The 14652-nt window shown below is 48.6% G+C and carries 14 protein-coding genes, 2 tRNA genes and 1 pseudogene; 4 read left to right on the top strand and 13 right to left on the bottom strand.

The window, feature by feature from the left end:
- Positions 1-117: 117 nt before the first annotated feature.
- From B5F71_RS16040 to B5F71_RS16005, 8 genes and pseudogenes are all read right to left on the bottom strand, one after another.
- Entirely contained in the window at positions 118-1269 is a 1152-nt protein-coding gene (locus tag B5F71_RS16040) for a carboxymuconolactone decarboxylase family protein (protein WP_087212260.1), read from the bottom strand.
- Between the two features lie 17 nt (positions 1270-1286).
- The gene (locus tag B5F71_RS16035) at positions 1287-1820 is read right to left on the bottom strand and encodes a flavodoxin family protein (RefSeq protein WP_087212256.1); all 534 of its coding nucleotides are present in this window, start codon (positions 1818-1820) and stop codon (positions 1287-1289) included.
- A gap of 149 nt (positions 1821-1969) precedes the next feature.
- Positions 1970-2494: pseudogene (locus B5F71_RS16030) on the bottom strand (flavin reductase family protein); the annotation flags it as partial.
- 27 nt (positions 2495-2521) lie between these two features.
- Positions 2522-3529 carry an aldo/keto reductase gene (locus B5F71_RS16025; protein WP_087212249.1) on the bottom strand — a complete coding sequence of 336 codons (1008 nt, stop codon included), beginning with the start codon at positions 3527-3529 and terminating at the stop codon, positions 2522-2524.
- A 5-nt stretch (positions 3530-3534) separates the two neighbouring features.
- Positions 3535-4002, bottom strand: a complete 468-nt coding sequence (locus B5F71_RS16020; RefSeq protein ID WP_087212246.1) for a cyclophilin-like fold protein — start codon at positions 4000-4002, stop codon at positions 3535-3537.
- 96 nt (positions 4003-4098) lie between these two features.
- The gene (locus tag B5F71_RS16015; RefSeq protein ID WP_087212243.1) at positions 4099-5280 is read right to left on the bottom strand and encodes an iron-containing alcohol dehydrogenase; all 1182 of its coding nucleotides are present in this window, start codon (positions 5278-5280) and stop codon (positions 4099-4101) included.
- A 96-nt stretch (positions 5281-5376) separates the two neighbouring features.
- Positions 5377-6666, bottom strand: coding sequence for an aldo/keto reductase (locus B5F71_RS16010; protein ID WP_087212240.1), 1290 nt, complete (start codon positions 6664-6666; stop codon positions 5377-5379).
- Positions 6667-6704: 38 nt separating this feature from the next.
- On the bottom strand, positions 6705-7718 hold the full coding sequence (locus B5F71_RS16005; RefSeq protein ID WP_164488589.1) for a DUF6282 family protein: 1014 nt from the start codon (positions 7716-7718) through the stop codon (positions 6705-6707).
- Positions 7719-7877: 159 nt separating this feature from the next.
- Here B5F71_RS16005 and B5F71_RS16000 point away from each other — a divergent pair, with 159 nt between their 5' ends.
- Positions 7878-8786: a helix-turn-helix domain-containing protein gene (locus tag B5F71_RS16000; protein WP_087212235.1), complete on the top strand. Its 909-nt coding sequence runs from the start codon at positions 7878-7880 to the stop codon at positions 8784-8786.
- Between the two features lie 422 nt (positions 8787-9208).
- Here the strand turns inward: B5F71_RS16000 and B5F71_RS15995 are convergent, their stop codons facing one another.
- From B5F71_RS15995 to B5F71_RS15980, 4 genes are all read right to left on the bottom strand, one after another.
- The gene (locus B5F71_RS15995) at positions 9209-9511 is read right to left on the bottom strand and encodes a hypothetical protein (protein WP_087212232.1); all 303 of its coding nucleotides are present in this window, start codon (positions 9509-9511) and stop codon (positions 9209-9211) included.
- The gene (locus B5F71_RS15990) at positions 9508-9780 is read right to left on the bottom strand and encodes a hypothetical protein (RefSeq protein WP_013619293.1); all 273 of its coding nucleotides are present in this window, start codon (positions 9778-9780) and stop codon (positions 9508-9510) included. The genes B5F71_RS15995 and B5F71_RS15990 overlap by 4 nt, the downstream gene beginning before the upstream one ends.
- A 183-nt stretch (positions 9781-9963) precedes the next feature.
- A tRNA-Ser gene (locus B5F71_RS15985) sits at positions 9964-10050 on the bottom strand.
- A gap of 49 nt (positions 10051-10099) precedes the next feature.
- Positions 10100-10184, bottom strand: a tRNA-Ser gene (locus B5F71_RS15980).
- 160 nt (positions 10185-10344) lie between these two features.
- On the opposite strand from B5F71_RS15980, the gene B5F71_RS15975 reads away from it, so the two are divergent.
- The 3 genes from B5F71_RS15975 to B5F71_RS15965 are packed head-to-tail and all read left to right on the top strand — an operon-like array spanning position 10345 to position 14317.
- Positions 10345-10617, top strand: a complete 273-nt coding sequence (locus tag B5F71_RS15975) for an ACT domain-containing protein (protein ID WP_022039868.1) — start codon at positions 10345-10347, stop codon at positions 10615-10617.
- A gap of 14 nt (positions 10618-10631) precedes the next feature.
- Entirely contained in the window at positions 10632-11996 is a 1365-nt protein-coding gene (locus B5F71_RS15970; RefSeq protein WP_022039867.1) for a PFL family protein, read from the top strand.
- Positions 11997-12004: 8 nt separating this feature from the next.
- A complete protein-coding gene (locus tag B5F71_RS15965; RefSeq protein WP_087212229.1) occupies positions 12005-14317 on the top strand; it encodes a UvrD-helicase domain-containing protein in 2313 nt (770 codons plus the stop codon).
- A gap of 111 nt (positions 14318-14428) precedes the next feature.
- Here the strand turns inward: B5F71_RS15965 and B5F71_RS20815 are convergent.
- A partial coding sequence (locus B5F71_RS20815; protein ID WP_206423853.1) for a hypothetical protein occupies positions 14429-14652 on the bottom strand: 224 nt, incomplete at its 5' end.

Genomic DNA, 14652 nt, shown 5'->3' with positions numbered 1-14652 from the left:
CCAATAGTCTTACTTCTGAAACCGGCGCAAAAAGGTATTGGCATCTAACTTCCAGCCCGCCCTGCGGGCGATAACTACCTATAACTCCCTTTTAACTCCTGATTGGCATGAAAAAAATTACTTTATTTTCAGTCCCGGAATCAGCGGTGTCGTATCCACCAGTTCCAAATCCTTTACCATATCCAGCGTACCCTGTTTGTACTTCTGGAAATGGAGAGTCTTCAAATGGCTTTCGTAAGCGGCACGGTCGGCATAGATTTCGAGGATGGTAATCTTGTGGGGCGCATCCTTTTCGGCTGTGGCATAAAGAGTGAGCACGCCCGGCTCCAGCCGCATGGAGGCTTCTATTTCCTCTTTCAGATAGGCGTTGTATTCATCCAACCGTTCCGGGTCTACTGTTATTTTCGAAAGGCGTACCAGGTTATCCGTAGCCGGTGCAGCCGGTTTGGCAGTTTCCTGCTTGATGATGCGCAGTGCCTTGATGGCTGCCGGGAAACCAATGTAGGGAAGACATTGGATGACCGCTGCGGTCACTTCTTCGGGCGTATTGCCTGCCTGGATGTTTCCGTGGAAGTGCGACTGCAACTGGCTTTCCGTCTCCAGTGTCGTCAGGATGCAGTAGCCGAGCAGTTCTTTGGTTTTCAAGTCAAGTCCGTTACGGGTGTATATTTCGTCAAAGAAATAGTCGGTCAGGAAGCGTGCTACCTCTTCACCCATTCCGCCGGGCACGCCTTCCATCACGGCAGAGATTCCTCCGTGGTAGAGTTTGTCCTGAATGGCTGCGCCCTGCTCATGACGGTTCGCTTCGGTGACGGTGGTCTGATTCTCCAAGGGAAGGCTGATGTCGCGCTCCTTGAATACTTCGTTCACCGTTCCGACGGCATTGAGCATCTTGGGGAAACCGATGAACGGTGCTGTCAGATACATCGCTTCCCGTAATTCCACAGGGGTGACGCCCACGTTCAGGGCGGCTCCCGCATGGACTTTCAGTTGCGGAAGCGTCTGCATCGTGGCAAGGGTGACACAAGTAATCATTTCGCGCTGTTTCAAGCTCAAGTTTCCCGTAGTAAACACTTCGCCGAAGATAAATTTCTGAAGGATGTCCATCATCTCCGGGTCTGTGCCCTGTCCGGTCAGGGCTTCACCGCCGAAAAGGGTACGGTAATTTTCCTTGCACGTTTCTATTCTGTTCATTGTTTCGTCGTTCTGTGCCTTTGCCGGCATGAGTCCTGCCAGCAATAAGGCGAATATAATTACAGATTGTTTCATATTCATCATGTTACTGTCTATAGACTTTTTCCTAACTGATATGCCTGTTCGGGATAGCGGGTGTTGCGAATGGAACCTGCCGTCCATACCCCGGAAGCGACCACCTCACCCACACTTTCCCAGCCGAGATATTCCATTAATGTGCGGTAATGCAGCAGCATCGGTTCTGCTTCCTTCTTCGCCGTATCGGCATAGGTCATCAGGTAAGCAGCCTTCTTGTAATGGCCTTTAATTTGCCCGTTGATGGCATAGAATCGGTCGATTACCCGTTTCATCTGTGCTGAAATGCCAAAATAATACATCGGTGTGGCGAACACTACCATGTCTGCCGCGATGAGATGCGGACGCAGTTCATTAAAATCATCCTTTATCACACACGGACCGTCCATGCCGCAACGGTTGCAGGCACGGCAAGGTTCCACTTGTTTGAAGGCGCAATCGAAACGGTATATCTCATGTCCTTTTTCCTGTGCGCCTTTGATGAACTGTTCCGCCAGATAAGCCGAATTTCCGTTCCGGCGGGGACTACCGGTCAATACTACTATTTTCATTCTACTACTATTTTTAGTGTTCAAATTTTCTACGGCTTTCATGATGCCGCCTCCCAAGATCATACTCCCTGTAGCTGCGAGCAGGGATTTACGGAGAAAATCCCGGCGCTTCATCAGTTCTCAGGATTAAATGTTTTTCCAAGTGTCGTACATTTAGCGATTTCGTCTCCCGTCCGCAAATAGGTATAGTTGGGCATTTCGAAGAGGACGGGTTTCAGTTTGCTGTAGTCCGGCTTCCCTTTGTCATTGAGAATACTTTCTTCGGCATAGGTGTTCGTGATTTTGCAGATGAAGTTATCGAACGTATCCGTTTCGTAATTATCTACCACCTCACATTCCATCACCAACGGACTTTCATCAATGACAGGAGTTCCGGCTTCACCCGGATGCCAGGCAAAAACTTCCGATTTGTCCGTTTTCGCTCCGCTGACGCAACCGACATAGTCAGCACGTTGCAGCATGGCTTCGTCTACCATATTGACGGACACCTTGCCTGTGGTTTTCACACCTTGGTTGGTGTAATGCGCCTTGTGCATACTCAGCAGGATGCGGTCGTGCCCGATGATGCCCACATGGGCAACGAGCAGCCAGTTTACCTTTCCGTTTACCTCCGTACCCACTACTACGGCGGGAGTAGGATACAATGCCAATGTCTGGCCGATGTTCTTTTTCATATTCTCTTCCGTTTGAAAATTGTATGACTATTTGCCGGTCAACGCCTCCTGGTCTTCGGGATATCGTGCTCCGATGATTTCGATGCTGTCCAGATGACGGCGGATATCGGCAAGCTCTTCCGTGGTAAAGCGAATGTCCGCTCCGCCGATATTCTCCTTGATGCGTTCAATACGTTTCGTGCCGGGAATAGGGACAATCCACGGTTGCTGTGCCAGGAGCCAGCCGATGGCAATACGTGCCGGAGAGGTTTCTTTCCGATGGGCAAGTTCTTTCACATACTCTACCAACGCTACATTGTGTTGCAGGTTCTCCGGCTGGAAACGGGGAATGGTAGAACGGAAATCTGTCTTGTCGAATGTGCTATTACGGTCGAAGCGTCCGGTCAGCATGGCTTTCCCCAACGGGCTGAACGGCACGAAGCCGATGCCCAGCTCCTCCAAGGTAGGGAGCAGTTCCTTTTCCACCTGACGGTACCACAGGGAATATTCGCTCTGCACTGCCGTTAGCGGACAGACTGCATGGGCGCGGCGCACTGTGGAAGGGGCAGCTTCGGACAGGCCCCAATATAATACCTTGCCCTCTTTGATGAGCGAGGCAACCGTATCCGCCACTTCTTCTATCGGTGTATCCGGGTCTACCCGGTGCTGGTAGTAGAGGTCAATATGGTCGGTACGCAGGCGGCGGAGCGAACCTTCCACCGCCCGGCGGATGGTGTCGGGCTTGCTTGACAGGCTTACGGGGCGTGCCGAAGTATTGAGGTCGGGCATATCCACCAAATTATAGCCGAACTTCGTGGCGATGACCACCTTGTCGCGTACCGGCTCCAAAGCCTCGCCTACCAATTCCTCGTTCTTGAACGCACTGTACACCTCTGCCGTATCAAAGAATGTAACTCCCAGTTCTACCGCCTCGCGCAGCGTGGCGATGGCTTCTTTCCGGTCAGGATAGGGAGGATAGCTCTGCGTAAATCCCATGCAGCCCAGTCCTACTTCCGAAACTTCCAGCCCTTGTTTTCCTAATGTTCTTGTTTTCATCGTTATTATTTGCCTAATGAGAGCGTTACCGTTACATCACCGTTTCCCAATGCTGGTTTCAATTGTGCGCCATTGGTATTATCTATCTTGCCTATGCGGGTGAAGTTCCACGAATTGGTCGAATAATAAATCACCAGGTATTTCCCTTGGTAAAGGATGATGTCGCCGGGGCCGGTCGATGTCTGGCGGTCATTGCGCGGAAGGCTGGTACCCAGCGGTCCCACTTTTTCCATGTTGCCGTAGTCTTCCATTTCCACGGTGACGTCTCCTTTTGATAGCAATTCTATCAAAGCATCTGCGGACGAATTATCCGCTAAAGTGGCGGTAAATGTCTTACCGTCCTTGATGGTCAGTCTGATTGTGTTATTTCCCATATTTGCTTTCATTTGATTGTCTGAAACTCTTTGTTGTGCCTGAACTGCTGTCATAAAGACCGAGAGCAGCAACAGGAGGACGAGATGCAGTCTATTCATCGTTTTTTCCTTTTTCTAAAATTACTTACCATGTAGTCGACAGCGCCAATCCTGGCGGAGAAGTGCTTTCCCCGCTGTTCCCAATGGGAGTCGTTCTTATTTGTAGGATTCCCGATAGACGTTCACGATATCTTCGTCCGACATCTGGACACGGTCGCTGGTGAACATCACGCCCATTACCTCACGGGTGTTACGCATCAGCGTCTCGAACTCGTCGGGAGTAATGCCGTAGTCGGACATCTTCAGGTCGGCTACGCCGCACGCCTCTTGCAGACGGGTGAGGGCGGTCAGGAAGTCTTCGGGTTTCGTGGCTTCCGGCATACCCATTGCCTGTGCCATGCGGATGAAGCGATCGTCGCAGGCATGGTGCTCGATGAAATATTTATAATAGGCACGGCTCACCATAATCAGACCGGCACCGTGGGGCAGGTTGGGATGATAAGCGGAAAGGGCATGTTCCAGGGCGTGCTCGCTGGTGATAAGCGTCAGGCACATCACGCCGCCGGACAACGTATTGCCGAAAGCCACACGGGTACGGGCTTCGAGGTCGTTGCCGTCCTTGATGGCACGGGGCAGGTATTCGGCAATGTTGCGGATGGCTTCGAGGGCATACATGTCGCTCATCAGATTGGCACCTTTCGCAATGTATCCTTCCGTGCTATGGAACAGGGCATCGAAGCCTTGATAGGCAGTGAATGTTGCCGGTACACTTTTCATCAGTTCCGCATCAACGATAGAGAGGACGGGAAACAGGGATGCATCACCCACGAAAGCTTTCTCAAACGTGTCTTCCTTCGTAATAACACCGGAGTTGTCCGTTTCCGACCCTGTACCTGCCGTGGTGGTAATAGCAACGATAGGCAACGGCTTTACGGCAATAGGCTGTCCTTTTCCTGAACCAATGGGCACGTAATCCCACAGTTCGCCTTCATTCGTAGCCATAACTGCAATAGCCTTTGCGCAATCCATGACACTGCCTCCACCCAACGCAACGAGAAAATCACACCCATTGTCACGCGCAGCCTTTGCACCGGCATTGACGTTGCCTACGGTAGGATTGGAAGCTACACCGTCGAAGATGCAGGTCTCCACACCGGCTTTGTGCAACTGCTCTTCCGTGCGAGCCAGATAGCCGTTGGCGCGGGTGGATTTACCATTAGAGATGATAATGAGGGCACGCCGTCCCGGCATGGGTTGTTCACTCAGTTTGTTCAGCATCCCTGCACCGAACATTACACGGGTAGGGATATACATGTCGTAGTTGTTGTTCGTTTTCATTTTGTAGGTTATATTTAATGATTCTGATGCAAAGGTAGCAGACTGCCGGTGGAAAGGTGATAACATATTTACTGACGGTTGTAACCGATTTACGGATTATTTTCCCATTGTTTCCTTTACTTTTGCCAACAGATTGGGAATATCCAGATGCTGCGGGCACTTTGCCAGGCATTCTCCACATCCGATGCACGAGGAAGCCGGATCGCCGCGCTGGACGGGAGACATGGATACAGTGTAATCCATCATTGCCCGCTCCTTGTTGCGGTGCAGCAGGTAGTTGTTGTAGACATAGGCGAAGATGTAACCGATGGCAACATTCTGCGGGCAGGGAATACACTGGTAACATCCGGTACAGTCAATGTGTCCCGGTGCATGGCGGTAAGCGTAGATGGCTGCTCCCAATGCCTCGCGTTCGGCAGGTGTGAGCATATTCGGTTTTGCCTTGGCTGCATAGCTCAGGTTTTCTTCCACATCTTCCATGGAGCCCATACCGCTGACGGCTACGCTTACTTCGGGAATGTCCCACAGGTAATCCAGTGCCCACTCCGCATCGGGTTTTCGGATACCGGTAGAGGCAAGCGCATCGCGCATCACTTGTGGCAGGTTGGCAAGGAAGCCGGTGCGGACAGGCTTCATTACCGCCAGCCCCATACCGTTGGCAGCAGCATATTTCGGACCGAGCACACCTGCCTCGTATTCATAATCAAGGTAATTGTGCTGGATGAGGCAGAAATCCCATGCCGGTGTATATTCGACTACCCGTTTGAACAGTTGCAGGCTGTCGTGGAAGGAGAATCCCATAAAGCGTATTTTCCCTTGCGCCTTCAGATTCTCCATCTTCTCGATAAGCCGATACGGCAGCACATAGTCTTTCCATGCCCGGTGCATAATCATGTGGATGTGGTAGAAATCGATTACATCGGTATCTATGGTCCGTCTTGACTGGTCGAAGAACTTTTCGAAATCGTCTGCACTCTGCATCTCCCACCACGGCATTTTGGAAGTGACATAAACCCGGTCGCGCCAGCCTCCTGCAAGTGCCTTGCCGACTGCCTGCTCGCTTTCGCCTCCCATATAGACACGTCCGGTATCAATGTAGTTTACTCCGCCTTCGATGGCACGGTGTACCATCGGGGTGGTCTGCTCGAAATCCACATGCCCGTTCTTCATAGGCAGGCGCAACATGCCAAAACCTAATGCCGATACATTTACCCCTGTTCTGCCCATCGGGCGGTATTGCATCTGCGAGTTGTAATTCAGAATATCTTTTGCTTTCTGCTCCTGCTCCACACGTCTGTTTGCTTCTTGCGCAATGGCTTTCGGTCCCATTGCGGCACCGACAGCCGCGGCGAATAATCCGCTTTTGATGAAATCTCTTCTATCCATAATTTTTAAATGAAGAATGAAGAACTAAAAATGAAGAATTAAAGATGAGTCAATCCAATGAGCCACGCCGGGTTGTGGCGTACCAGTAAGTCAATGTCGCTTTGAGGGATGCCTTCTGCCAGCAGTTTCAGGATGCAATCCCTCATACCCTCAATGGGGTGTGGCATCACCGCCTGTCCTAAGTCGGTGGAAATGAAACTCCGTGACGGGGCAATGCGAACAAAACCGGCAAACTCCCCGATGCTTTGCCGTAGATATTGCGGCATCTTTGTGCCTTTTCCCCACAGGCAGGGCAGGTAGCAATATTCGATGTACGCACCAAGGTCGATGCACTGCTTGATCTGGTCGGCAGTCATTTTCCAGAAATGAGAATTGGCATGAGTGACGACAAATTTGTCCACACCTATTTCCTTTGCCTTACGGGCGAGCGTGATGCTTTCTTTGGGCGAAGCGTGTCCGGTAGCAAAGATGATGCCGGCTTCCGCGCAGATTTCCATTACGCGGACGACTTCGGGCAATACCTGTCCGTTATCATCCAACACGGGAATGCCTTTCTCTTTCTTGCCTTCACATTGGTAATGATAGGCTGCGTCAAGTGTCGGCATCCAGATGCACCGGCACAGTCCTCCACTTGTTTCTACGGCTTTCTGTGCGGCAAACGGATTTACCTTGTCCCCATGCACACGGTTCATGCAGAAACTGCCGAAACATTCCGCTTCCGGCAGTGCTTGCCGGATGATATATGCCCTGTCGTGACAACTGAAGTCATTGGACTTGAACATCACGGCACGGTATCCGGCACGCATGGCATCCTGCATGAAACCATATTCATCTACCGAGCGTTCCCGCGAATCGGGGCGGCAGTGCAGGTGGATGTCGCATACTCCTTTTACTAATCCGTCTTCTGTAAACATATCATTCTTATCTCCATTTTTCTCCGAAAGAAAATCCATGGCACGGGCAGGTATCGCTGCCTGTGCGAACAATACTCCTCCAGTCAGCACGGAACTCTTGATAAAGTCCCTGCGATTTATTTTTCCATTATCATTCATCGCTTTTCTTTTTTTGCAAAAATAGCCGGTATCTAACTTAAAGGACATAACCTATTTACGGAGATTTGTAACTCATTTACAGATTACGGTTCAACGCCGATACAAGTTACGGTAGAAACTTTTATTTTTGCGATACAAGAATGTAATGATGATACGAATATGAAAACAGATTTGATAAAAATGGATACGGTAGAAGAGTACAACAAACTGTTCGGACTGGAAACACTTCACCCGTTGGTGAATGTCATCGACCTTTCGGAAGCCACCCGATTCCCTACACGTTTCACTATCAATTACGGCATCTATGCCCTGTTCTTGAAAGAAACCAAATGTGGCGATATCCGTTATGGAAGGCAGGTTTATGATTATCGGGAAGGCACGATTACCAGTTTCGCACCGGGGCAGGTGTCGGAAACGGAAATGCTGGAAGGCATGAAGCCCACGGCACGCGGCATTGTGTTTCATCCCGATCTGATTAAAGGTACATCGCTCGGACAGGAAATCAAGTCTTATTCTTTCTTCTCTTACAATTCTACCGAAGCCCTGCACCTTTCGGACGAAGAGAAAAGCATCATCCTCGATTGTCTGGCTAAAATAAAAATAGAACTGACGCATCCGATAGACAAGTTGAGCAAACGGTTGATTGCAAGAAATATCCAGTTGCTGCTTGACTATTGTATGCGTTTTTATAACCGGCAATTCGTCACCCGCGAGAAATCAAACAAGGATGTGTTGACCCGTTTCGAAGCTTTGCTCGACGATTATTTTCAAAGTGGAAAGTCGCGTACCAACGGACTGCCGACCGTACGGTATTTTGCCGATAAGGTATTTCTTTCTCCCAACTACTTTGGAGACCTTATTAAGAAAGAAACGGGAAAAAATCCGCAGGAATACATCCAGGGTAAAATCATAGATACTGCCAAAGACATGCTCGCCGATACGGAGAAGACCGTAAACCAGATTGCCGATGAATTGGGCTTTCAATATTCCCAACATTTCAACCGGGTATTTAAGAAAGTGGCAGGATATACGCCCAGCGAATACAGAAAACGGGTGGCTGCAGGGTGAATTGCGGTCGAACGCTTTGAGCTGCTCTATATTTTCGGGAGAAGCTGCTGCGCTGAAACGAATCTGTCCTTTTTTATCGAAAATGACATAACGTGGTATAAATAGGGTTTTACGTTTGTCTCCGAATGTTTTATATATCTCATCATGAAACTGTATGCGTACATGTTCTCCCATCAAATCATAGGCATTTATACTTTGAATGGTGTGAAATTGTGTATTTAAATGGCGGTTTCAAAGAAAATAATGAAAAATATGCCGGGTTGAGCCTGAATTTCAGAAGATGGTCAGGAATCAATTCGAGGGCTGGAAAATCAGGAGTAGCCATAGCAGCTTTCGTCTTTATGGTTGAAACTGCATGGAATAGTGAGGAGCCGAGTCAGAGCGAGGAATTCTGATGACGGCTTTTCTTTTTTCTCTTTATTTTATTCATCTATACGGCGCAGTTTTTCCTGATTCTTCTTATCATAGGCTTCTCCTCTTGGCAGCAGATACTCGAACATCACCACATCATTTTCAATATGGACATGGAAGGTGAAGAATGCCCGGTAACTGCCGATGCGTATGCGATAAACGAAATCATAGCCGACCAGCTTCTTGCAATCAGTTATTTCATCAATACATCGGGCTTCCATGACTCCCTGTATGGCATTCCTGACAGAATCAAGTACTTTGCCGGATAATTTTCTGACTGCCTTAACAAATGCCTTTGAATACTCTACCTTCATTTCCTTTCAATACCCAGCCAGTTTTCAAAATCCTGTTTTTCTTTTTCCCCGACCCTTACATGCCCGTCAGGTTCATTTTTTGAAAGCCACCGGTATGCATCATTGTCATCCATACCGGCTAGCATATCCTCTACGTCTTTCGCAAGAAGTCCCTCAATGTATCTTTTTAAATTGGTGCCTTGCATGGCTGCTTTTACAGACAGATACCGGAAAATATCTTCTGGTATGTCTATTATTTTTCTTCTAGTAGCTTTAACCGTAGTATCCATAATATTCGTTTCGTTTTTCGCAAAGGTATATAAAGTATATGATATATACAACTTTCTGGTGGTGAGATTGTGATTCTAAACATTTCAAAACAACGCCACAAATCCGTCTTTCCGAACAAAAAAATAGGAACTAAGTTTTTACGCTTAATTCCTATAACTTGTTAATCTCTAAAAGATTATCAGCGGAGAGACAGGGATTCGAACCCTGGGAACAGTTACCCGTTCACCGCATTTCGAGTGCGGCCCGATCGACCACTCCGGCATCTCTCCAAAATAAAAAGCGCTTTCTGAAAAAAATCATGAAAGCGCTTCTGTTCAGCGGAGAGACAGGGATTCGAACCCCGGGTACCTCGCGGTACAACGGTTTTCAAGACCGCCGCAATCGACCACTCTGCCACCTCTCCTTAAACTGTAGGGTAAGTGCTTCTGGTTTTCAAAAGCGTTGCAAAGGTACGGATTATTTTTGAATATGCAAGCGTTCGGGCAAAAAAAGTATGAGAAAGGGGAAGTTTTACTAAGATTTGTCTATCTTTGCCCTCATTATCAAACTTAATGAACGGAATTATGAATAAGGCTATTATTACTGTTGTAGGAAAAGATTCGGTAGGCATTATTGCCAAAGTATGTTCGTATCTTGCAGAAAACAATATCAACATTCTGGATATATCGCAGACTATCGTGCAGGAGTTCTTCAATATGATGATGATTGTGGATATGGCGCGTATTGCAAAACCGTTTGAGCAGGTGGTTAATGAACTGACTGAAGTAGGACAAGCGCTAGGCGTGCAGGTGAAATGTCAGCGTGAAGAGATTTTCGATAAAATGCATCGGATTTAAAAAAAGGCTGGCTTATGATTAATATATCAGAGGTTCTGGAAACCAACAAGATGATTGAAAAAGAAAATCTGGATGTGCGTACCATTACAATGGGTATCAATCTGTTGGAGTGTGCAGATAGCAACGTGGATATTCTTTGTCAGAAGATTTATGAAAAGGTAACCCGGCTTGCCAAAGACTTGGTAAAGACAGGAGAAGACATATCGAAAGAATACGGGATTCCTATCGTGAACAAACGTATCTCGGTTACGCCGATTTCTTTGGTGGGTGGGGCAGCTTGCCAGACTACTGCCGATTATGTAAAGGTTGCACGTACGCTAGACCGTGCAGCAGAGGAATTGGGGGTGAATTTCATCGGTGGCTATTCGGCTATCGTCTCTAAAGGGATGACACGAAGTGATGAATTGCTGATTCGTTCTATCCCTGAAGCCTTGGCCTGCACCGAACGTATCTGCAGCTCGGTGAATGTAGGTTCCACTAAGACGGGTATCAATATGGATGCAGTGCGTCTGATGGGGGATATTATCAAGGAAACGGCTCGGCTTACTGCAGAGCGTGATTCACTGGGCTGTGCCAAGCTGGTGGTATTATGCAATGCTCCCGATGATAATCCGTTTATGGCAGGTGCATTTCACGGCGTTTCGGAAGACGATGCCATTATCAATGTGGGCGTAAGCGGTCCTGGAGTAGTGAAGTATGTACTCGAACAGATTCGGGATGCCGATTTCGAAGTGTTGTGCGAAACTATCAAGCGTACAGCGTTCAAGATTACCCGTGTAGGACAGCTGGTGGCTCAGGAAGCCTCGCGCAGGTTGGGGATACCCTTTGGCATTATTGACTTGTCATTAGCTCCTACGCCGGCAGTAGGCGATAGTGTAGCGGATATTTTGAAGGAAATCGGACTGGAACACCCGGGAGCACCGGGAACTACGGCGGCATTGGCTTTGCTGAACGACCAGGTAAAAAAAGGAGGTGTAATGGCTTCTTCGTATGTAGGAGGTCTGAGTGGTGCTTTTATTCCGGTGAGTGAAGACCAAGGGATGATTGATGCGGTAGAAGCAGGGGCACTGACTATCGAGAAACTGGAAGCGATGACTTGCGTATGTTCGGTAGGATTGGACATGATTGCTATTCCGGGCGATACGCCGGCTACTACTATTTCGGGTATTATAGCCGATGAGTCGGCTATTGGTATGGTGAACCAGAAGACTACGGCGGTGCGTATCATTCCGGTAGAAGGAAAGAAAGTGGGCGAAACGGTAGAGTTTGGTGGTTTGTTGGGATATGCTCCTGTTATGCCGGTCAACCGTTTCAGCTGTGAGGCTTTTGTGAACCGGGGAGGACGCATCCCTGCACCGATACATAGCTTTAAGAACTAAGCAGAAGTATGGCAGTTGATTTAGACGGACTGAACGAGAGCCAGCGGGAAGCGGTGCTCTATATCGACGGGCCTTCGCAGGTGATAGCAGGGGCAGGTTCGGGTAAGACGCGTGTATTGACATATAAGATTGCTTATCTGATGGACCAGGGTTATGAGCCTTGGTCTATCCTGGCTCTGACTTTTACCAATAAGGCGGCTCGGGAAATGAAGGAACGCATTGCACGGCAGGTAGGAGAGGAGAAGGCACGTTATCTGTGGATGGGGACATTCCATTCCATCTTTTCCCGTATCCTGCGTGCCGAGGCAGAACGGTTGGGCTTTTCATCTGATTTTACGGTATATGATGCGGCTGACTCGAAAAGCTTATTGAAAACCATCATTAAGGAAATGGGGCTGGATGACAAGACTTACCGTCCGGGACTGGTACAGAGCCGCATCAGCCAGGCAAAGAACCAGTTGGTATTGCCTGTGGCGTATGCGTCAAATGCTGAATGTTATCAAAGTGATGTGGAGGCAAAAGTGCCTGCCATACGTGATATTTACCTTCGTTATTGGGAGCGGTGCCGGCAAAGCGATGCCATGGATTTCGATGACTTGCTGCTTTATACCTACTTGCTGTTCGAACAACATGCTGATGTGCGCGAGAAATATGCCTCACGCTTCCGTTTTGTATTGGTAGATGAGTATCAGGACACTAATTACGCCCAGCACCGCATCGTGTGGCAGCTCACCGAGAAATACCGCAAGGTATGTGTCGTGGGAGACGATGCACAGAGCATTTATTCGTTCCGTGGAGCCAATATCGATAATATCCTTCATTTCAGACAGACTTACCAGGAAGCGCGGCTTTTCAAGCTGGAGCAGAATTACCGTTCTACACAGACCATTGTGAAAGCCGCCAACAGCTTGATAGCGAAAAACCGCGCGCAGATACACAAAGAGGTGTTTTCGGAGAAAGACAAGGGCGAACCTATTCCGGTGTTCAAAGCTTATAGTGACGTGGAGGAAGGAGAAATCGTTGCAGGTACGATAACCCGGATGGTGGCGAGAGACGGATACGGATATGATGATTTTGCCGTTCTGTACCGCACCAATGCACAGAGCCGTATTTTCGAAGAATCGTTACGTAAGCGAGGGCTTCCTTACCGTATTTATGGTGGATTGTCTTTCTATCAGCGGAAAGAGATTAAGGATGTGACGGCTTATTTCCGCTTGGCGGTGAACCCTCATGATGAAGAAGCGTTCAAGCGGGTTATCAATTATCCGGCAAGGGGTATCGGCGATACGACACTGAATAAAATTACAAGTGCGGCTACGCAACACAATGTCAGTCTGTGGACGGTACTGAACAAGCCTTTGGCGTATGGTCTGTCATTGACGAAGAGTACAGTTGCCAGATTGCAGGGGTTCCGCGACCTGATAGCCGGATTTGCTTCGGATGTGGCAAGCAAAAATGCCTACGGCTTGGGGCAGGACATTGTCAGGCGTTCGGGGATTGTTGCCGATGTGTACCGGGACCGGTCGCCCGAAAATCTGAGCCGGCAGGAGAATATAGAAGAGTTGATCAACGGTATGCATGACTTTTGTGCCAGCCGTGAGGAGGAAGGGAACAGCCGTGTGTCGCTTTCGGATTATCTGCAGGAAATATCCTTGCTGACCGACCTGGATAGCGAAGAGGGTGAAGGTGCCAAAGTAACACTGATGACCATTCATTCGGCCAAGGGGCTGGAGTTTAAGAATGTGTTTGTAGTTGGGCTTGAAGAAAACCTGTTCCCCAGTCCGATGGTGTCTGGAAATTTAAAGCAGCTTGAAGAAGAACGGCGCTTGTTCTATGTAGCGATTACACGTGCCGAGGAGCATTGCTTCTTGTCTTATGCCAAGTCGCGCTTCCGGTATGGGAAAACAGAGTTTAGCAGTCCCAGCCGTTTCTTGGGTGACATTGATGCGCGTTATCTGAAATTGCCCGAAGAGGACGCTGCCTTTTCACGTACTACGCAGAACGAGCATGCCAGCCGATTGGCTCCAGAAGCTTCGTCGGGCATTTCCCGTCCGAAAGTTGCAATGGAGAAGCCTCGTGTAGTCTCTGTGGCAAGTCCGCGTAATCTGCGTAAGCTTTCCCCAGATGCTCCGGATGCGGCTGGTCCGGCACTTGGAGCAGGCCTGTCGGTTGGTCAGATGATTGAACACCAGCGTTTTGGTATCGGTAAGGTAGTGAAAGTAGAAGGCACGGGCGACAATTGCAAGGCGACCGTAGAGTTCCGGCATGCCGGTGTGAAGCAGCTTTTGTTGAAGTTCGCCCGTTTTAAAGTAATAGAATAATGTTTTTCACTACAGGCGAATTTAAAAAATAAAATGAATATCCGCATTTTGCCCAATAAGGAGTTAAAAGGAATTATTTCAGGGAGTTAAAATGATTTAGAAGCCAATACTTTAGCATCGATTCTGTAGAGACGATGTGCACATCGTCTCTACTACGTGGCATATACAAAATGCACATACCGCATGAAGTATAACTCCTGCAGAAGGCATAACTCCTTCTAACTCCCTTTTAGAAGCTGTTTTGAATTTATCGTGCGATGATTTGGGATGAGTTTTTGAGGCATTTTCGCTTCTGTGATGAGGAAGATAGCGGGCTATCTGACGAAGAACAGGAG

Origin of the sequence: Bacteroides sp. An269 (genome assembly GCF_002159755.1) — a bacterium.
Lineage (GTDB): Bacteria > Bacteroidota > Bacteroidia > Bacteroidales > Bacteroidaceae > Phocaeicola > Phocaeicola intestinalis.
This window is presented reverse-complemented; position numbering and strand designations above follow the sequence as displayed.